General features: G+C 50.9%; 12 protein-coding genes. 7 read left to right on the top strand and 5 right to left on the bottom strand.

Translation table 11 applies throughout. The features are described 5' to 3' along the window. Positions 1 to 33 precede the first annotated feature (33 nt). The 6 genes from lpxL to ACJJH9_RS16005 all read left to right on the top strand — a co-directional run bounded on the left by lpxL (position 34) and on the right by ACJJH9_RS16005 (position 5859). Entirely contained in the window at positions 34 to 999 is a 966-nt protein-coding gene (gene lpxL / locus ACJJH9_RS16030) for an LpxL/LpxP family Kdo(2)-lipid IV(A) lauroyl/palmitoleoyl acyltransferase (RefSeq protein ID WP_252084666.1), read from the top strand. Positions 1000 to 1091: 92 nt separating this feature from the next. Beyond that, positions 1092 to 1967, top strand: a complete 876-nt coding sequence (gene dapA, locus ACJJH9_RS16025; RefSeq protein ID WP_252084667.1) for a 4-hydroxy-tetrahydrodipicolinate synthase — start codon at positions 1092 to 1094, stop codon at positions 1965 to 1967. A gap of 34 nt (positions 1968 to 2001) precedes the next feature. Beyond that, positions 2002 to 3195, top strand: a complete 1194-nt coding sequence (locus tag ACJJH9_RS16020) for an NlpB/DapX family lipoprotein (RefSeq protein ID WP_444923368.1) — start codon at positions 2002 to 2004, stop codon at positions 3193 to 3195. A 2-nt stretch (positions 3196 to 3197) separates the two neighbouring features. Continuing rightward, positions 3198 to 3971 carry an MBL fold metallo-hydrolase gene (locus ACJJH9_RS16015; protein WP_444883845.1) on the top strand — a complete coding sequence of 258 codons (774 nt, stop codon included), beginning with the start codon at positions 3198 to 3200 and terminating at the stop codon, positions 3969 to 3971. A gap of 106 nt (positions 3972 to 4077) precedes the next feature. Next, entirely contained in the window at positions 4078 to 4902 is an 825-nt protein-coding gene (locus ACJJH9_RS16010; protein ID WP_252084670.1) for a sulfite exporter TauE/SafE family protein, read from the top strand. 126 nt (positions 4903 to 5028) lie between these two features. Next, positions 5029 to 5859, top strand: a complete 831-nt coding sequence (locus ACJJH9_RS16005; RefSeq protein WP_444923367.1) for a sulfite exporter TauE/SafE family protein — start codon at positions 5029 to 5031, stop codon at positions 5857 to 5859. 136 nt (positions 5860 to 5995) lie between these two features. Here the strand turns inward: ACJJH9_RS16005 and ACJJH9_RS16000 are convergent, their stop codons facing one another. After that, the gene (locus tag ACJJH9_RS16000) at positions 5996 to 7777 is read right to left on the bottom strand and encodes a peptide MFS transporter (protein WP_444923366.1); all 1782 of its coding nucleotides are present in this window, start codon (positions 7775 to 7777) and stop codon (positions 5996 to 5998) included. A 238-nt stretch (positions 7778 to 8015) separates the two neighbouring features. Between ACJJH9_RS16000 and ACJJH9_RS15995 the strand changes: the two genes are divergently transcribed. Then, entirely contained in the window at positions 8016 to 9149 is a 1134-nt protein-coding gene (locus ACJJH9_RS15995) for a tetratricopeptide repeat protein (RefSeq protein WP_444923365.1), read from the top strand. A gap of 126 nt (positions 9150 to 9275) precedes the next feature. Here the strand turns inward: ACJJH9_RS15995 and ACJJH9_RS15990 are convergent, their stop codons facing one another. From ACJJH9_RS15990 to ACJJH9_RS15975, 4 genes are all read right to left on the bottom strand, one after another. Next, positions 9276 to 11984, bottom strand: coding sequence for a TonB-dependent receptor plug domain-containing protein (locus ACJJH9_RS15990; protein WP_444923364.1), 2709 nt, complete (start codon positions 11982 to 11984; stop codon positions 9276 to 9278). 517 nt (positions 11985 to 12501) lie between these two features. Further along, positions 12502 to 15135 carry a TonB-dependent receptor plug domain-containing protein gene (locus ACJJH9_RS15985; protein WP_444923363.1) on the bottom strand — a complete coding sequence of 878 codons (2634 nt, stop codon included), beginning with the start codon at positions 15133 to 15135 and terminating at the stop codon, positions 12502 to 12504. Between the two features lie 232 nt (positions 15136 to 15367). Then, positions 15368 to 18277 carry a TonB-dependent receptor gene (locus ACJJH9_RS15980; RefSeq protein ID WP_444923362.1) on the bottom strand — a complete coding sequence of 970 codons (2910 nt, stop codon included), beginning with the start codon at positions 18275 to 18277 and terminating at the stop codon, positions 15368 to 15370. Positions 18278 to 18389: 112 nt separating this feature from the next. Then, complete coding sequence (locus tag ACJJH9_RS15975) at positions 18390 to 19433, bottom strand: FecR family protein (protein ID WP_444923361.1); 1044 nt, start codon at positions 19431 to 19433, stop codon at positions 18390 to 18392. Positions 19434 to 19687: the final 254 nt, after the last annotated feature.

Below are 19687 nucleotides of genomic sequence, written 5' to 3'. Positions count from 1 at the left end.
CGGGGGAACTCCCCGGCCGCGTAGCGATACCCGATGGAAAAACCTCGTTTTCGAGCGGCCCTGCTGCACCCCCGATACTGGCCGACCTGGTTGTTGTTCGGTCTTTGGTTCCTGGTGGCTCAACTGCCCTATCGCTGGCAGCTGGCAATGGGGCGCAGTTTTGGCCGAGCAATGCTCAGAATGGCCAAGAGCCGCCGCACCATAGCCGAGCGCAACCTGGCCCTGTGTTTTCCCGAGCTCGGTGATACCGAGCGGGCAAACTTACTTATCCGCAATTTTGAATCCAGTGGCATCGCGTTAATGGAAACCGGTATGGCCTGGTTTCGCTCAGCGCGCTGGTTGCGAAAGCGATGTACTTTCGAGGGCCTTGAGCAGTTACAGCAAATCCAGTCTCAGGGGCAGGGTGTGTTGTTGATGGCCATGCACTTCACCACTCTGGAGATGGGGGCGGCCCTGATGGGTATGAGTATTACCCTTGATGGCATGTACCGGCCCCATAAAAATCCGGTTTACGACTATATGCAACGCAAAGGACGCGAGCGACATACTGGCGGTGGCAGCGTTTATCAGCGTAAGGATGTGCGTGGAGTATTGCGCGCCCTGCAACATGGTCGGGCGGTCTGGTATGCTCCGGATCAGGATTATGGGATTAAGCAGGGTGTTTTTGCGCCTTTGTTTGGTGTGCCTGCAGCGACCGTCACAGGGACTTCGCGATTTGCCCGTGTGGGGCGCGCTAGGGTTGTGCCTTACGTGCTTACCCGCCTGGATGACAATTCCGGTTATCGCCTCAAAGTGTACGATCCCATCGATGAAATTCCTTCCGGTGATGAACTACAGGACGCGATTCTGGTCAACCGCTTCATCGAAGCGCGTATCCGCGAGGCGCCCGAGCAGTATATGTGGGTTCACCGCCGCTTTAAGACCCGTCCAGAGGGCGCAACCAATGTCTATGAAGGTGTGCGCAAGAAGAAAAAGAAGCGCAGGAAGGTAGCGAGCTAGTGGCACTGGCATAGATTCTGCGCCCTAAGTAACATACCAGTTCGACTTTGGCGGTGCTATTCCAGGCCGAGCGCAATAATTAAGGAGAGAGGATGTTTACCGGCAGTATGGTGGCCCTGGTCACCCCAATGTTTGCAGACGGAAGCTTGGACTGGGACAGTTTGCGTAACCTAGTTGACTGGCATATTGAACAGGGTACACGTGCACTGGTGGCCGTGGGTACCACAGGAGAGTCCGCGACCCTCGACGTTAATGAGCATGTTGAGATTATCCGTCGGGTTGTGGATCAAGTCGCGGGGCGTATTCCGGTAATTGCCGGTACTGGCGCCAACTCTACCGCAGAGGCGATCGATCTAACCGAAGGTGCCGCCCGCTGTGGTGCCGATGCCTGTCTGTTGGTGACGCCCTATTACAACAAGCCGAGCCAAGAAGGTTTATATCAACATCACCGCGCTATCGCCAAGGCTGTGCCGATTCCTCAGATTCTATACAACGTGCCTGGTCGCACTGCCGTCGATATGTTGCCAGAGACAGTTCAGCGCCTGGCATCAATTGGTAATATCGTTGGGATTAAAGAGGCCACCGGTGACCTGGAGCGCGCTAAAGTTTTATTGGATACCTTGCCAGAGGGCTTTGCACTCTACTCCGGAGATGATAGTACCGCCATGGAACTGATGTTGATGGGCGGCCAGGGTAATATCAGTGTCACTGCCAATGTGGCCCCAGCGGCAGTGGCTCAGATGTGTGAGGCCGCACTGGCTGGAGACGCCGTGACTGCACGGGCAATAGACCAGCGTATTCAAATATTGCACAAAGTTTTGTTTTTGGAGTCCAACCCGATACCGGTGAAGTGGGCTTTGCGGGAGATGGGGCGTATTGATGGTGGCATCCGCCTGCCGCTGACCAGTCTCTCGCCCGAGCATCATGCTACAGTGCGCGAGGCTCTGCGCAGTGCCGGCGTACTATAAACCTGCGAATCGTGAATTAACCAGGAAAGCTTTAATGAACAAATTGACCGTTGGAGTCGCGCTTTGTATTTCTAGTCTCAGCCTGGCGGGTTGTGGTGTGTTCGGCAACGATGGCTATTTTCGCGATCGCAGCAACGATTACCAGCAGGCGGACAGCCTGGCGCCGCTGCAGATTCCAGAGGGTATCAACGCCAAACACCAGGAAGAACTCTACGAGATTCCACAGATCGCCGGAAATGGCTTAGAGGATGGGGACTTTGAAGTGCCGCGTCCACAGGCACTATCGGTCAATGCGGGGCTGGAGCGAGTAAAAATTCAGAAGCTGGGCAACAGCCGCTGGGTATTGATTTCCCAACCCCCGGAAGAGGTTTGGCCCCAGCTGCACTATTTCCTGCGCACTTCCGGGCTGACCGTGGAGATGTCTGATGCCAGTGCCGGTATTATGGAAACCGCTTGGATGACATTTAACGAGAGCCCCGATACCAAGGATAAATATCGCCTGCAGATAGAAACTGGCGTTCAGCCGGACACCACCGAGGTCCACGTGCGCCACTTATCTGTTGCGGTGGATGCTCCTGTGGGGGGAACGGTCAACTGGCCGCAACTCTCAAGTAGCCCGGAGCGCGAGGGGTGGATGATCGATGAGATGTCAACTGCCCTGGCCACAGATGCCGCCGGTGCTTCGGCCTCTCTGGTGGCCCAGGCTATAGGTGGTAGCTCTGTAAAGGTGCAGCTGCGTGAACCCGTAGGTCACGAACCCTATATTTCTATGGGGCTCGAGATGGAACGTGCTTGGGCTACCGTTGCCCACGCTGTGAATGCCGGCGCTTATCGTTTGCATCGCGAGGATTCCGATATCGGTCTTTTCTACGTTACCTACGATGAAGAGCGCGAGTTGGCGGAGAGTGAAGAGGATGATGGTGGTTGGTTCTCCTGGGGTAAGAAGTCCAAGCAGGACGATGAGCTGGCCGAAAATGCCAACCAGGTAACCCTGCAGCAGATCCTTGCCGGTATCGATACCTCTGAGGGTAGTGAGCCTGCGCTGTTCAAGGAAATCAAAGGCTTGGGTGTCGGCTCAATTCCTGAGGGCGGCTTCCCCGGCTACTTAATTGTGATTCGGGGTGGTGACGATGAGATCGAAGTGCGTATCCGCGATACCCGCGGTCAGCCTCTCTCGCGTAACAAGGCCTCCCAGCTACTGCTCTCTATTCAGCAGAACCTGATTTAATAATGGGTTTGCGCTTCGCCTCACTGGGAAGCGGCAGTAAAGGAAACGGTACATTGGTCGCCAGTGGCGACCAATGTCTGTTAGTGGACTGCGGCTTTACCATCAAGGAAACCGAGCGACGTATGTCTCGGCTCGGTATGTCTCCGGCTGACCTCGCTGCGATACTGGTAACCCACGAGCACAGCGACCATCTCTCCGGTGTCGCTCCGCTTGCGCGCAAGTATGGCCTGCCGATTTACCTGACTCCTGGGACTCTTCGCGCCCGTGATATCGGCAAGTTACCACAGGTGCACTTGATCGAAGGGCATCAGCCTTTCTTGATTGGGGATATTCAGGTGACACCTGTCGCCGTGCCGCACGATGCCAGAGAAGCTGCACAGTATGTATTCCGCAGCCGAGGGAGTAGTTTGGGCTTATTGACCGACCTGGGCACAGTAACGCCCCATGTGGAATCCCATTTTGCAGGTTGCGATGCACTGGTTCTGGAAGCCAACCACGACCCACAGATGCTGGCCCAGGGGCCCTACCCCCCCTCTCTGAAACGGCGTGTAGGTGGTGCCTATGGGCACCTGAGTAACCAGCAGGCTGCGGGATTTTTACAGCGTGTGGGTTATGAACAGCTGCAGCATCTGGTGGTCGCCCATATTAGCGAAAAAAACAATACTCTCGAACTTGCTCGTTCGGCTCTGGCAGAAATGGTGGAGAGTGTCGAGAACTGCATTTTTGCCTGTCAGCAGGAAGGGTTTGACTGGCTCACCGTTGAAGCCCGAGAGTAATCGGCACTCGGGTGCCACCTAAATTTCCTCTCAAAAAATAGTGATAACTCACAGGCCCAAGGGCGCTGCGGTCAGTGCTAGCGATTGTTTAAAGGATAGAGACTGGATGGAAACCTTACTTATTTACTTGTTAGTGGGGGCTGCGGCAGGGACTATTGCCGGCCTCTTTGGGGTGGGCGGTGGTTTAATTATCGTGCCGGCCCTAGTGCTGGTTTTTACTGCCATGGGTATCTCCCCGGATATCCTTACCCATATGGCGGTGGGGACATCTCTCGCAACTATCATCATTACTTCTATCAGCTCAGTGCGCGCACATAATAAAAAAGGTGCGGTGGACTGGCGCTTGTTTGGAATGATGACTCCGGGGATTCTTATTGGCTCCTGGCTTGGCGGAATGACAGCAGATTGGTTGTCTGGGGCCTGGTTACAGCTGTTAATTGGCGTCTTTGCTATCGTTATCGCCATTCGCATGTGGCTGAGTGGCTTGCGGCACAGTGGGGCGGAGGAGGGTGCCGGTATTTTACCGGCAGCCCCCATATTAGCTGGCGCAGGTGCAGTGATTGGTTGGGTTTCGGCAATCTTTGGCATTGGTGGTGGTTCGCTCACAGTGCCATTTCTGTCCCGTTGCAAGGTGCGGATGCAGAGAGCCGTTGCTACATCCGCAGCTTGCGGTTTGCCCATCGCCATTGCGGGAGCTCTCAGCTTTGCGGTGCAGGGTTGGGGCAACACTCTACTGCCAGGCTGGAGCAGTGGATTTATCTACTGGCCTGCCTTTTTGGGGATTGTTGCGACCAGTACGATCTTTGCTCGCTTCGGCGCTAATCTGGCCCACCGCCTACCGGCAAAGTGGTTGAAGCATGGATTTGCAGTGTTGCTTTGCGTTATTGGTGGACGTTTCATTTGGCTGAATAGTGGCTTACTGGCTCTGTGAAGTAAGGTTGCTCAGGTCATATTGATCTGAGCTTTTGGCAAAGCGCAGTTATGGGGTGGGTGCTTTGAACTCTCCCTGTTGCCCGTAACCCATCCTAGTCACACAGGGTGACTAAACTGAAGCAACATGGAAATGTTGCTTGTTTATTTATTACTCGGTGCTGTTGCAGGTACCGCGGCAGGCCTCTTGGGGATTGGTGGGGGGCTGATCATTGTTCCTGCTCTGGTGCTGATCTTTTCCGCGACGGGTATTTCTCCCGAAGTGCTGACCCATATGGCTGTGGGTACTTCTCTAGCAACCATTGTTATTACTTCAATAAGCTCGGTGTGGGCTCACAATGCTAAGGGCGCCGTCGACTGGCATCTATTTTGGATTATGACCCCTGGGATACTTGTGGGATCTTGGTTGGGCGGCGTGACTGCGGACCTATTGCCTGGAGCCTGGCTACAACTCCTGATTGGTGTCTTCGCCATAATTATGGCTGTGCGTATGGGCGTGAGTGGCTTGCGCGCAGCCTCCCAGAAGGAGAGTGATGACCGCTTACCTGGCTCACTCCCGCTGATTTGTTCGGGGGGGGTAATTGGTTGGCTCGCGGCTATTTTTGGTATTGGCGGGGGGGCGCTGATTGTTCCCTATCTGTCGCACTTTGCTGTCAAAATGCAGCGGGCAGTGGGTACCTCAGCGGCTTTTGGTTTGCCTATTGCCATCTCTGGTTCGCTGAGCTTTGTTGTTCAGGGGTGGGGTAATAAGTTATTGCCGCACTGGAGTAGTGGCTATATCTACTGGCCGGCCTTCCTTGGGATTGTTCTTACCAGTGTGCTCTTTGCCAAATTTGGAGCGAACCTGGCTCACAGAATTTCCGCTAGACGACTGAAGCTGTACTTTGCCATATTGCTCTGCATTATCGGGATTCGTTTTATTTGGCAAAACTTCAATCTGTTAGCGGGGCTGAGCTAGAGCTACTTTCTCACTAATTAGTGCTCGATGGGTGACGAAGAGGGTTTCTTCATTGATTGGTGTTTGAGGGTTGGGATATCAGAAATAAAAAAGCCACTGTAAAAACAGTGGCTTTTTGTTGTGATGCTGGTTTCCCTTAGCGGATACCACACATACCTTTTTTCAGCAGCGGTGAGATAACAATCATCAGTACACCGACACCAAGGCCCCACCACATCAGGTACTCAAAGAGTGCAGTGTAAGTTGCTACTGCAGCGGCAGTATCGGCACTGGCACCCGAATCCATAGCGGCAATTTTACCAATACGAGTGGCTACTGTTTCTGACAGGGCCGTAGCCAGGAACCAAGTGCCCATACTTACACTGACCACCTTACCAATGGACAGCTTGGTAACAGCAGAGAGGCCAACTGGTGATAGGCATAGTTCTCCCATCGTGTGCAGAAGGTAGGCAAGCACCAACCAGATCATTGCAACTTTTCCGCTCTCAGTAGGGAAGGTTGCTCCGAGTACGAGGGCGCCAAAGCCTAGGCCTGCCTGAATTATACCTAAACCGAATTTTACCGGGGTGCTTGGCTCCCATCCGCGCTTGCCCAGCCATACCCATACAGCTGCGAAGGGAATTGCCAGGAGAATAATAAAGGCTGGATTCAGCGAGGAGAATTGAGAAGCATTGATTTCAAATCCCGCTATTGATCGGTCTACCGCACGATCAGCAAAGAGAGTCATAGAGCCATATGCTTGCTCGAATAGTGCCCAGAAAACAATTGTGGACGTGATAAGTACCATCAGTACTACGGTACGGGAGAACTCTTCACTGTAGTGGCGGACAAAACCGTAACCAATGAAGGCTACCAGTGTTAGCAGCATGCCACCTAGCCATAGGTCCACGCCGCTGAATGCCCAGATTAGACCGAGGCCGGCAGACAGCGCGGCCATACCGATAGCGACAACATCTTTGCCCTTGTTGTCTTTGTGAAGCATGGAGAATAGGATCAGTCCAACAATGGCAACAATTAGTAAGCTATTTTGGGCAATATGGACCACAGGTTCACTTTGCACTAGGTACCATACTAAGCCAAGGGAAATGGTTGCGCTTAAGTAAATTGCCCACTCTTTATTGATGGGGCCGAAGGCTTTTTCTTTAAGCACTTCCGGTCGACTCGGTTCCGCTAGGCCATTTAGATACTTTTGTCCCCAAATAAAGGTGATCAGACCAAACAACATACCGATACCGGCGAGGCCGAAACCATAGCCCCAGCCGTAGGTTTCACCCAGCCATCCACAGAGTATAGTTGCAGCTAGAGAGCCAATGTTGATACCCATATAGAAGATGGTAAAGCCGGCATCGCGGCGGGAATCATTTTTTGGATAGAGTTGGCCGACAATGGTGGAAATGTTGGGCTTTAGGAAGCCAACCCCCACGGTGATCAGTGCCAGGGCCATAAAGAAGACTTTTAGGGCCACTACATCCTGAATAATGACGTTTTCAGTCAGGGTAGTACCTGCCGCAATCACGCTGCCATCATTCAAAGTAATGGCTTCGGAAAGAACTGTGCCTGCTGCATAGGAGATAGCCTGATGGCCTTCTACTGCCATTAGCAGGTGCCCAAGACAGAGAAAGACTCCTCCGATGAGTACAGCCTTACGCATGCCCAGATAGCGGTCGGCCAGCAGGCCTCCAATCAGTGGCAGCGCGTATACCAGGCCGGCATAGGCGCCCAAGATGTCCAAACCAGCACTATCTGAAAACAGGTGGTATTTTGTTAGATAAAGTAGCAGAAGTGCTTTCATCCCATAGAAGGAGAATCGCTCCCACAGCTCTGTAGCAAAACAGATATAGAGCCCTTTCGGGTGGCCGAGCAATTCGCCCGAGCTCGGAGAGGCCGCCGTGGTGACGTCCGCGACATTAGAAGACATAGAAGTTCCTCTGTCTGTAATAGTTATTGGGGAACCTCCGCCAGCCGCTCACTCGAAAAGGACGAGATCGAACAGACTGCTCCAAGAGCTTCCAGTACAACGGGCAGAGTTTACCAGCTGTCTAAATTCCAGGCGAACCGTTGTGGAACAATTTAGAGAAATGGTAATCAGGTGCTTCCATTGGGGGCTGATAAGTGGTAAATCCTGTATAAACAAGAATTTCAAGGGGAAAATAACAATGAAAGCCCCATTGTTGCTAAGTCTGTTCCTGTTGTTGAGTGCTTGCGCCAGCTTGCCACCCGATGAACATCGGCCAATTAGCCTTGAAGACGCCCTGAGCGGTGAGGTTTTACTCGGCAGATCCGTTACTCTGGAGGAATTGCCCCAAGAAGACCTCCTGGGATTAGATTCCGATTTGCGGGCCTACCTGCAGGAATTGGCTCCCAAGGCCAGTCCGCAAAGCCGCTTAGCGGCATTGATTCGGGCCTTTGAGCAACGAGACTTTACCGTCGAGTACGATGAGAGTAGCACCCTAACGGCTATGGAAACCTATCGCCAGGCGCGCGGCAACTGCCTGGCTTTCACTCTGATGATGGTAGCGATGGCCAGGGAATTAGGGGCTGAGGCTTCCTTCAATCAGGTAGAAGTGCCTCCCGTCTGGAGCCACGATGAGGCTGAGACTTTCATCGTTTACCGTCATGTGAATATGGTATCGGAAAGCTCGCGCGGCCGCCGCGTAGTCGATTTCAACCTTGCCGCTTATGACCCCGCTTACGATCAGCATATCCTGGATGACACGACGGCCTTTGCTCTCTACTACAGTAATCGCGGAGTTGAGTTGATGCGTGAAGGGGAGAGAGAGCAAGCCTTTTTATATCTGCGTAAGGCTCTGGAGCTGCGTCCACAGAGGAGTGATTTATGGGCTAATCTGGGGGCCATTTATAGCCATTTTGGTTTCTTTGACGAGGCACAGCAAAGTTATCAGCAAGCTCTTAATTTAAAAAGTAGCAATCTTGTTGCGATTAGTAATCTGGAAAGGCTTTATCGCCGTAATGGCGAATCGGTTATCGCCGATGAATACGCCAAGCGTGCCCGTTACCACCGAGAGCGCAATCCTTATTATCTTTTCTACCAGGCACGGGATGCCTATGAGCAGGGCGACTTTAAGCGTGCCGAACGCCGTTTGCGTAAGGCTGTATCGCGTTATGAAGGCGATCATCGCTTCCACTTTCTGCTCGGGTTGGCCAGATATCAACTTGGGAAAATGGCGGCATCAAGGGAGAGCTTTGAAGAGGCCTTCTCGTTGGTGACTAGTCCCTCAACAGTTAATGCCTATCAGCGAAAATTGCATCTGATAATGCAGAGAGAGTAAGAATTTTTGTTACTTGTAATTAAGTGTTAAGTACAAGGGCGTACTAAAATTAAATGCTTAATCGCTAAGTAAAGAAAGGGGCCAGATTGGCCCCTTTCTTATTTATTGACCTGCGAGATTCGTTAATTAGAACTGGTAAGTAACACCAGCCCAGGCATAGCGGCCCTGGAAGTCGTAAGTGCCGTTTACATCGTCATAGGATGAAGTGTAAGACGGGTCTCGGTCGGTCACGTTGTCGATACCAGCGGTTAAGCGCATGGACTCGTTCACATCCCAACCTGCCTTCAAATTCAGGTAGGTGTGGGAGGGAACATTCACATAAGGGCTGTGACCATCACCGATGTACTGTACGTCGGCACCGAAGTCCCAGTTGTCAGCATACCAAGTTGCGCTGGCCAGGCCGCGCCATTTGGTATAGGCGCTGCTACTTGTTCCTATGTAGTCTACATAGTCAGAAGTTTCGCCAGTTTCAGAGTTAAACTCCTCGTATTCCAGCAGGTGGGTTGCCTGAGCGCGCAGAGCCAGTTTGCCGGTATCGTAGTGGAAGTTCTGCACTATATCCAGGTCGAGACCTTTGGTATTAATTTCACCAATGTTTTGCAGGGAACCTTCCAGGTACTCAATCTGCTCGCTGTCGCCACGGCGAACAAGTTCACAGGCTGAGCTGATACCATCGCGGTAACAATCGTCCAAAATCTTCTGTGTGTCGGCAGAAGTGATAGCGTCCTTAATTCGGATATCGAAGTAATCTAAGGTGATGGAGAGATCTTCAGTGAAGCTCGGAGTCCACACGATGCCAGCAGTGTAGCTTTTGGACTTTTCTGGTTGCAGGTCTTGGTTACCACCAATATTGGTGGGCACTTGGGAACCAGCTTGGCTGAAGCCGGCGCTGACCATATCACAGTTACTACCTTGCCCCGCAGTATTGTTGCTGCTGGTATCACATGGGTCGATCAGGTAGCTGTAGCTCTGGGCAGTACCACTGTATAGCTCGTAGATACCTGGAGCGCGGAATGCAGTAGAAACACTGCCGCGGAAACGCAGGTTTTCTGTTAGCGCATATACAGCACCGAGCTTATATGTAGCTTGGCCGCCAAAGGTGTCGTAATCCGAATAACGTATCGCAGCGTCGAGGGACAGTTCTTCCGCGAACTTAAGGCCGGCCAGGATCGGCAGGTTAAACTCTGCGAATACCTCTGTTACAGCGAAATCGCCGGAAGTGGCATCTTGCTGGTTGCCGAAAGTTGCACCACTTTGCGTCTCTTCGCTTGGGGTGAACTCACCAGATTCTTTACGGTACTCAATGCCTGAGGCAAAACCTAATGCGCCGCCCTGGAACTGAACGGCTTCAATGTCGCCGGTCAGGCTGGCACCGAAGTTGAGCATTTCATACTCATTATCTTCGCGGTCGGTATAGCTGATGTAGTCGATGACTTCATCGCTCATACCACCAAGGAACTGAATGTTCTCTTCAGCAATGCCGCTGTTTCCATCAAGCACCTGCTGGAGCAGGGTTTTGTTGTAGGAATTGTTAGTGGTGTTTTCACCTTCGTTTTTGCCGTAGCTCAGGAAGGTATCCCAGCCCCAGCCGTTCGCCAGGTCACCGCGTAAACCGCCGAGAAGACGGTAGGTTTCGGTCTTCTGCTCATAGTCACGGGTGCCACCTGAAACGGGACGCAGACGAACATCTGACAAGCCTTTCTGCCAAGTGTCTCCGTGAGTCGCTACTGGCTTGGTTGGCTCAAGGTCTTTAGGGCTGCCTTGGGATTCCCATTCAGCCAATGCGGCGTTATATGCAGCAAGCTCTATCTGATAGGCATCTTCTGCTTCCTGCCAAGCTTCGGACAGTTGCGATTGAACTTCATCGGACAGATGGTTAGCCGTGAGATCAAAACCATTACCCGCATACATTGGCTGAGCGGCCAGTTGCTGGTTGGTGGTTTTTAGGGTGTAAGAACCTTCACCGTAAAATTCGATGTAGTCATTGATAGAGAAAGTACCGCTACCGGTGAGACTGGTACGCTCCATCGCGCCTGAAAGCCACATGTACTGGCCAATGTCATAGCTAGAATAATCCCCAAGCGTCTTTCCATCCTCACCGACACTGAATGCTCCGTAGTTGGTGAAGATGTTGCCAGTAGAGGACATGGAGCTCTGTAACCCTGCCCAATCGCGGTCTTTATAAGTGATTTCGTCACGCTGACTGTGGGTAACGTTCGCAATAAACTGACCGCGATCGAATTCCTTACCAAAGGTAATGGACAGCTCACCATTCTCGCCGCCGCCAGCTTCGGTCGCACCAGCGCGGGCATTAATGCGAACCCCATCGAAAGAATCTTTCATGACCACGTTGATTACGCCGGCTACCGCGTCAGAACCATATACGGCGGAGGCGCCATCGGTCAGAACTTCGATACGGTCGATCATATCTACCGGGATATTGTTCATATCCACTGCAGAGCTTACGCCAGAGCTGGAGGATACAAAGCGACGGCCATTAACCAGTACCAAAGTACGGGCAGAACCTAGGTTACGCAGGTCCACAAATGACAGACCAGCACCGCCATTGTTGTCGTTGGCATTGATACCGGTAGTGCCCATGGATGGAAGCTGGTTAAGCAGCTCATCAATAGTACCCACACCGGAACGCTGGATAGCTTCAGAGTCAACCAAAGTGATTGGGCCAGTAGTGGATAGAGGGTCACGCGCAATGCGGGAACCGGTAACAACTACTTCCTCAACTTCTGGTCCGGGAATAGATTCCTGGGCGAAAACGCCAGAGCTGGCGATGGTGCCCAGTGCTGCAATGGCAACGCTCAGTTTGGTCTTGATCATAGTGGAACCTTTTTATACGGAGGTGTTTTTATGTCTATTCTGCATTTGTGTACTAACCTGACAGGTCTGACTTTAATCTATAAAAATTAAATATGGAACTGCTCGTATAAAATTACTGTCCACTTTTTGCTCAGTATTTCACGTCCCCGAAAACTATTTTGTTTGTTTTTTGCGCAAAAAATGTGTTTTTAATTGATGAATAGCATCTTTGTGAGAACTAATTTCTATTATTTATTTTTTTTGTGGTATTAAATTTTTATTCTTGGTGGGAGTTAATAGGGCGGTAGATTTTTTTTAATCATGGAGAGTTGAGCAGCGCGTTTAGCATTTTGAATGCTACAGTTTTAGGTGATGCTTTATCAACTGTGAGATGTATGCGAGAAGGAGTTTGCGTGGAGTGGGATTTTTATGCCTAAGACCATCGATTAGATAAGAAATTTTAGGCTAAAAAAAGGGGCCCTATGTGGGCCCCTCAATGTGTTATGTGAGCACCAAATTAATGGCGCTAGATATAACTTTAGAAGTCAACGGCGTATTCTGCGAAGTAAACGCGCCCGAAGTTATTGTATAGATTGAAGTGATCGCTGGAGAATTCACCATTCTTGTCCAGAACCGGGTCTTCATTGAATACGTTACGAATACCTAGTTTGAAGTTATGGGTATTCTGGAAGGTGTAGTTGTATGAAACGTTGTGTACCAACCAATCGTCCAGTGTACCGTTGGCTTTTAGCGCCTTCAGCGCACTAGTATCATTCTCGTCGAGTACGTTTTCTTCAGCATGGGAGCCGGTATAAGACATAAACCAGTCTACACGGTGCTCATCTTTAGCCCAGCTCAAGCCAAGTGTGCCTTTCCACTCAGGGTAGAGGTTCCAGCCGGCATGATCTTGGACACCAGCACCGAAGTAGGCTTGCTGTGAGTATTCAAGCAGGCGGCTAAGCATTAGGTTAAAACCGAACACTCCATACCCAGTTTCATAGTCACCTTTAGCGCTTAAATCAAGGGTTTGCAACTCAAAGCCAGGTCCATTTACCACACCAGCGCTGATCTCCTTGATTTGGCCGTTCCCCAGACGCTCAACAGTGTGCTCCAGGCCTGCAAGTTCTGCATAGATCATATCTTGAGCAGTCACTGTCTGGATAACGTTCTCTACTTCTAAGTTGAAGTAGTCGAGGCCGACAGTGATGGTTTCAGTAACATCGTACTGTACACCCAGGGTGAATGCTTCAGATTCTTCGGCATCCAGGTCGGGGTTTGAACCGGAGTAAGTATCGAACTGCTCTTCAATACAGTCTGTGGAGTTAATGCCATTGGCTGCACACCATACATAGTCCGTAGCATATGCTGCAGAAAATGACGTAACACCATATAGGTCTGATAGTGCGGGAGCTTTAAAGCCCTGACCCCAAGATGCTTTTAGCGATAGGGTGTCAAGAGGGCGGTAGTTGATGCCTATTTTAGGTGAGGTGGCGCCGCCAAAATCTGAGTAATCATCGTAGCGAACAGCTAAGTTCACTTCAATTTGTTCTGTTACTGGAAGCAAGAACTCAGTGAAGAGAGCGGATACTTCTCGACTGCCGGTCGCGCTGTTACCAGCGCTACCGCCAACCAAACCTGCCTCTGACTGTGCATCTACAAGAGAAGTGTATTCTACCTCCATACGTTCAACGCCAACATAGGCGGATGCAGTTCCACCAGACAGCTCCATCATATCGATCTGAGAGCCGGCAAACAGTCGGCGAGTATCCATTTGCTCGTCGGAAATAGTGGTGTGTCGGAGTCTAGCGATAGCATCTTCGCTATCCATAATTAGATCTTCATACCACTCGTTATTAGCTGCTAGTCCGCCATAGCTTAGGTAGTTTGAGCCAGTGCTGGTAGAAGTATACTTAGAAAACTGTGCGTAAACTTCTAAAGAAACATTATCGTTGATTTGGCCTGAAACACCTAAGGTGCCATCCATCATCAGGTCTTCAACAGTATTGTCGCGAGGTCCAAGTGCGTCCCAGCGCCAAGTGGCGTAGGTATCTACACCAGTAGGGTTGTCTGGGTGGTCGGCAGGCATAGGGTCAAACCTTGCTGCAGGGGGGGCGTAGCGACCAAATGACTCAACACGAGAGAAAAGCACGTCGGTGTATGCTTTCCAGTCATCGTTGATGTTGAACTCTGCACTAGTGAAGCTGTTAGCTCGCTTCAAGGAAGCGCGGTTGGCTGCGATCAGGCCATAAGCGTAACCGCAAACGTTTCCGCCTTTATACTGTGCATTAATGAAGTTATCACCAGCTTCTTCACAGTTGGCACCTTCCCAGAGCTGAGTTTCCTCGTTCCAAGTTGAACCGGGTGCAGCCCAGGTGTTATTCACTGGGTCCCAGATACCACGGCCGTAGCGACTAACGCCAACGGTCTCGGTATCAATATCGATGAAGCCATCACCGTTTTCATCCCCCCATCTGGCTGCGGAGTAATCGCGGTCTCTATCGTACATCTCATCGCGAGAGCTGAACTCTATGGCTGATGTAATTGAGACGCGATCACCGGAAGTACCAAAGACCAGGCTAAATGCTTCTTCATCGCCGCCACCCTCTTGTGATGGACGACCCATGCGGGACTTAAAGCTCACACCCTCAAAGTTTTTACGCATTACTAGGTTAACAACACCGGCAATAGCGTCAGAACCATAAGTAGAGGATGCGCCATCAGCAAGAATTTCAATGCGCTCAACAGCATCCATTGGGATCATATTGAGGTTTACGGAACCGCCGCCGCCCAGGGAGGGGGATGCAGATACGCGACGGCCATTGATCAGTACCAGAGTACGATCTGAACCAGCACCGCGTAGGTTTACGGTTGCGTTTGATTGCGCAGAGCTACCAGAGCGTTCACTAAATGAGCCTAAAGAGTTCAGCGAGGTTTCACGCAGTACGTCGGCAACGGATAAATTACCGCTCATATCAATGTCAGAGCGGTCGATGGTTACGGTTTGGCCTGAAACATTTAGTGTGTCACGCTTGATTCGGGAGCCAGTAACTACCACTTCTTCTACAATTGCTGCATCTTCTTGAGCAAATGCGGGCATGGCAGGAATCATTATGGCTGCTGCTGTTAGGCCGAGAGCCCCTTTTACAGCTGCGGACAGGAGGTTCTTTTTCATTGTCAATCCTCTCTTGATCGTTGGATTTATAATCTGTTGTCAATAATGACGAGTTTTGAAAGCAGCTACCCCCAAGTGGCCACTTCCCTCCCAACATATCCATTAACGAGTGATATGAAGATCCCCTCAAAAAAAATCTCATTTTTTTGCCGATACTTCGTTATGGGTGTTTTGGCAGGTTTGGGAGAGGGGCGGTGTGCTGTGTAAGGAGGCTGCAGCTGGAGGTGGTAAGTTATAGCCTTAAAGAGAAAGCGCTATACCAGTACCGTCCAGTCAGATCATAGGTACGGTGGTCAAAGTTATTTTCCGTCGCTGTTACTGCGAGAGGAGGCGGAGTGTTAAGTATGTTGTTGACACCGATTGAGAATCGAAATCTGCTAGAGGGGTTGAAGGAGAGTTGTGCATCATGGCTAAACCAGCTGCCTATATCGTTGGTGACGATTCTATCGTTCAGAGCGTAGGTTTCCTTAGTGCGACCGACGAAATGTACGGTGTAGCCAGCTTTCCATCGGTTGCTGCTCCAATAAATCCCCGCATTGGCTTTAAATTCTGGCAGTGAGCCTGCCCCGCCAGTTGTGATGTCTACAAAAGTGCCTGACAGTTCTTCGTCAGGCAGTCCTGCGGCTCCCTGGTTGAGGTAGTCCAGCATATGGCTTATGTTCATAGCCAGCTTGAGCTGCCCATGCTCATCCTCCGGTAGATCGTAGCGAAGCGCAACATCGTAACCACGGATGGTTCTGCGACCTTTATTGATTCTTGTTGCGAGAATTTTGGTGATTTCACCTTGCTCGTCTCTCAGTACTCTATCGCTGAATAGCCCAGCATAGGCATTTTGCTCAACCAGGAACTGAGGGTTACTGCCAATGACATCTTCCTGTTGAATGTTAAAAAATTCGACTGCAGAGCTTAACCCTTCTATATGCTCTGGTGTCCAGGCAAGGCTAGCTGTAAGGGTTTTTGAAGTTTCAGGCGTGAGGTTGGGGTTGCCTCCAAACTCGGTAAGATACTGAATTCGTGCGCTGTCTGATTGCCCTGGGCAGCCAGTTAAAGTGCTTGCGCTCTTACTGGTACAGGGGTCAAAGATAAACTCCTGACTTTGATAGCCCTGTTGATACATATCAGTAAGAGTAGGGGCCCTGAAACCGCTGGCATAGCTGACCCGTAGATTTAAGTCTTCCAAAACCTGCCAGCGTATGGCGAGCTTGGGGTTGTAGGTATTACCAAAGTCGCTATAGCTGGATAAGCGGACGGCCCCATCGAGCCAGAGTTTTTCTTCCTGAATTGGGATTGAGACCTCGGCGAAAGTTTCTTTAATGGTGCGTGAGCCTCGGGTCGCTCCTGGGGAGTGCCCACCAATATAGGAAAGGCCGTTTAGGTCATTCGAGTCGCTGGTCAGGGTTTCATGCCTAATCTCAAACCCTGCTGCCGCTAAAATTTCTCCGGCTCTGGTTTCCCCTAGGGATCCGTCTGAGATAAAGGTGAGAGATTCCATTCTCGTGCGGCTGTTAGTAGTGCTTGTTCCTCGAATAAACTCCAGCTGTTCCTGAGGGATGCTGCCGCTGGGGCCGAGGAGATTGATAGGGGTGCAGTCGTTGCTTGAATTGCAGCTGGTAGGCCCCTTCAAGCCTTGAGAGAGCGCTAGAGGGTTAATAAGGTTGCTGAGTTTTTCAGATTTTTTTGCCCTTTGCAGGGAGGTATTCAGTTCCCAATGCCACTGGTTGTAGACCCCTTTGATTCCTGTATTGAGTCTCCAGGTCGCTGTGCGGTTTTTTTGAATGCGTGGTCCTAGTTCCGTAATGCGCTTCCTAACATCTGTAATTGTTTGGTTGAAGGGGTTGTAGATGTTATCTGCTGCTATTGTCAAATCACCGTTATCGAAGCGTGTGAAGACTGGGGAGGGCGCTTTGGTCGACTCTGCAGAGGTGTGTAGACCCATTGCCTCGGCAAATACAAGGAGGTTGTCTGAAAGGTCAAAATTAGCAGATAGGTAAGCAGAGTTACTTTTGAGTGGAGTGATGGCAGAGGTGTAGTCGTTATAGTTGTAGCGATCTTCTAGGGACCAGTCCCGATAATTATTGGAGGTTTGACTGGTCAGAGTGGCACCGTTATCAAGCGCGATAAATCCTTCCGGGGTGGCTGATGAGCGTTTATCTGTGCCACCAAAATTTCGGCTGTCTGCAGACTCAGATAAGTTGCGGTCGCGGCTCATTATTGAGCCTTGGGTGTATTGTGCCAGGTTGAGCATGATATGACCCCGCTCGCCGTGTCTCCCCCAGGTTAAATGGTGGGATTCGGTTTCGCGATCGCCAGCTCCTGATTGCCCATAGTAGCTATCTATAGATAGGCCCTCGAAGTCCTTGCGGAGGATAATGTTGATCACTCCAGCAATGGCATCAGATCCATAAACTGCAGAAGCCCCGTCTTTTAGGATTTCGACACGCTCAACTAAAGATAAAGGAATTGTGTTGAGGTCAGTAGCCTCTCCGTTGTAACCATCCCCAATTATGCGGCGGCCGTTGATCAAGACCAGTGTGTTGCTGGCAGGAAGGTAACGGAGAGAGACGGTGGCTGTGCCGTCATCCTGTTGGCTGACTGAGGTGCTGGTGGAATTTCCCGAAATGGCTGGGAGAAACTTGAGTACATCGGCAACAGTTTGCGCTCCGGTAAGTTCAAGCTGCTCGCGGGTTAGTCTGTCGATAGGAGCATAGCCGTCTAGCTGATAATGGCGCAAATGGCTGCCGGTAAGGCTTTGGCCGGTAACTGTGATTTCTTCAGGTGCTTTGCTGGATTGCTGTTCAGATCGAGGCGGTGACTCCTTACTTGGAGTCACCGCGAAGGAGGTCGGGCCTATACGGTGATAGGAAAATGGAAGGCCTTCTAGTAGTTGTTCAATTGTTGCTTCAAATTGGTTTTGCCCTGTATTCAGTGTCTGCTTAGGTAGTTGATATAACGAAGCTGAGGAGGTTGGTACCAGAATAGAGACTTGGCACTGCCTTCCCAAAGAAATGAGGGCCTCTGGCAGAGAGCTCGCTGGAAGCTCGATTCTGGGCTTTGGGCACAGTGCATCGGCCGCACTATTTGCCGACAGCATGAGTGCTAAAAAAGCTGTAACCCAGTGCTTTACCGTCAAGAAATTGCCCATTTTTATTGCGCCCAGCAGTTTGAATTTAACTGAGCGGGTGTATCTATTGTGTTTGTGGGCGGGGAGTTGGTTATTTGCTTAATAAACGACCGCCATTTGAGGCGGTTATAACCTAGTTGTGCTTGGGAGACAAGATAGTCAGGTTGTTGTTGCTGCGGTCCTGCTGAAGGTCCAGGGCCGTGGTAATGGCTTCGAGTGTGTTATCTGGGTCGGATATGGCAAAAGTACCAGATACTAGGCGTCCCTCGATTTGTGGTGCAGCGACAACAGGGGTGGCTAAGTAGCGGTTTAGCTCTTGCAAGGCCTCTTTGAGGGGAGTTCTTTCAAATACCAGGATACCGCGAGTCCAATCTGTCGCCTCTTCCGGTGAAGTGCGCTGGACTTGGGTGAGGCCTTGGTCAGATACGCTGACCTTTTGGTTCTTAATTAGCGTAACGGAGTCGGGGGTTAGGCCTGGTGTTTTCTCTGTTTCACTGACAGAGACTTTACCTTCGGTGACCGATACTCGGGTATTCTTTGGGTTCAGCTCTACATTAAATTCGGTTCCCAGTACACGGATACTTGCACTGCCTGCGGCAACGGTGAAAGGGCGGGCAGTTTGGCGAGCGACGTCAAAAAAGGCCTCTCCACGAAGGAGTTGCGTTTGTCTTTCCTTGCGGCTATAGCTTACGCTGAATTCACTATTAGAATTCAGCATTACTTCGGACCCATCCGGCAGGCTGATGGTGCGAATCTCACCTAGCTGGGTGATATAAATTTGTTGATCAGTCTTGCCGTTTCCTAGCCATTGTAGGCCAATCCAGATGGTGAGGAATACACCACAGGTGGCGAGCCCACCGCCGATGAGCCATTGCGGTAGGCCCCATCGAACAGGCTGTATTCCTTTCTGTTTCTGGGCTTTCCCATTCTTGGAGTGGGAGCTGGGAACACTCTCGGGGAAAAGTTGATCGATCGGCATATGGGCGAGGGCACCCAGGTCGCCCCAGAGTTTGACTATTTGATCAAAAGCTTGGCGGTGGACTTTGGAGGCAGTCAGCCAAATCGTGAATTCGCGCCTCTCCGAGTTATTCATAGACCCCGAGCGTAAACGTGCAACCCAAGCACAGGCCTGATCGAGGCTCTCATCGCTTGTTTGGTGTTGGGGGTTGCTGTTCATATTTGCTCTGGTCGTTAGAAGTTAAATAACATTTTGGGAGTGGGACTTATGTCTCAATTCTCAGGACATATTAACCAAAGGTGACCGGTTTATACGATGCCAGAGAATGTAAAGACTCTTATACGAAATAATTACGATGCCGGTTGCTTTTGGGCAGCAAATAATTCTGAAAGTGCCTTATTTTTCAGGTTTGGCCAGGATTTAAGCTCCGCTCATGCACACTGAGACGGCTAAGGTGGTACCCCCCTCAACAA

This window comes from Microbulbifer mixtoriginis (SeqCode), assembly GCF_052466715.1.
Note: the sequence above shows the minus strand (reverse complement) of the source record. Positions and strands in the feature narration are given on the sequence as shown.

What these genes read in the sequence shown, in the direction of transcription:
- lpxL (WP_252084666.1), top strand. Translation starts at nt 34, where the DNA reads ATGGAAAAACCTCGTTTTCGAGCGGCCCTGCTGCACCCCCGATACTGG.
- ACJJH9_RS16020 (WP_444923368.1), top strand. Translation starts at nt 2,002, where the DNA reads ATGAACAAATTGACCGTTGGAGTCGCGCTTTGTATTTCTAGTCTCAGC.
- dapA (WP_252084667.1), top strand. Translation starts at nt 1,092, where the DNA reads ATGTTTACCGGCAGTATGGTGGCCCTGGTCACCCCAATGTTTGCAGAC.
- ACJJH9_RS15975 (WP_444923361.1), bottom strand. Translation starts at nt 19,433, where the DNA reads ATGAACAGCAACCCCCAACACCAAACAAGCGATGAGAGCCTCGATCAG.
- ACJJH9_RS16000 (WP_444923366.1), bottom strand. Translation starts at nt 7,777, where the DNA reads ATGTCTTCTAATGTCGCGGACGTCACCACGGCGGCCTCTCCGAGCTCG.
- ACJJH9_RS16005 (WP_444923367.1), top strand. Translation starts at nt 5,029, where the DNA reads ATGGAAATGTTGCTTGTTTATTTATTACTCGGTGCTGTTGCAGGTACC.
- ACJJH9_RS15995 (WP_444923365.1), top strand. Translation starts at nt 8,016, where the DNA reads ATGAAAGCCCCATTGTTGCTAAGTCTGTTCCTGTTGTTGAGTGCTTGC.
- ACJJH9_RS15990 (WP_444923364.1), bottom strand. Translation starts at nt 11,984, where the DNA reads ATGATCAAGACCAAACTGAGCGTTGCCATTGCAGCACTGGGCACCATC.
- ACJJH9_RS16015 (WP_444883845.1), top strand. Translation starts at nt 3,198, where the DNA reads ATGGGTTTGCGCTTCGCCTCACTGGGAAGCGGCAGTAAAGGAAACGGT.
- ACJJH9_RS15985 (WP_444923363.1), bottom strand. Translation starts at nt 15,135, where the DNA reads ATGAAAAAGAACCTCCTGTCCGCAGCTGTAAAAGGGGCTCTCGGCCTA.
- ACJJH9_RS15980 (WP_444923362.1), bottom strand. Translation starts at nt 18,277, where the DNA reads ATGGGCAATTTCTTGACGGTAAAGCACTGGGTTACAGCTTTTTTAGCA.
- ACJJH9_RS16010 (WP_252084670.1), top strand. Translation starts at nt 4,078, where the DNA reads ATGGAAACCTTACTTATTTACTTGTTAGTGGGGGCTGCGGCAGGGACT.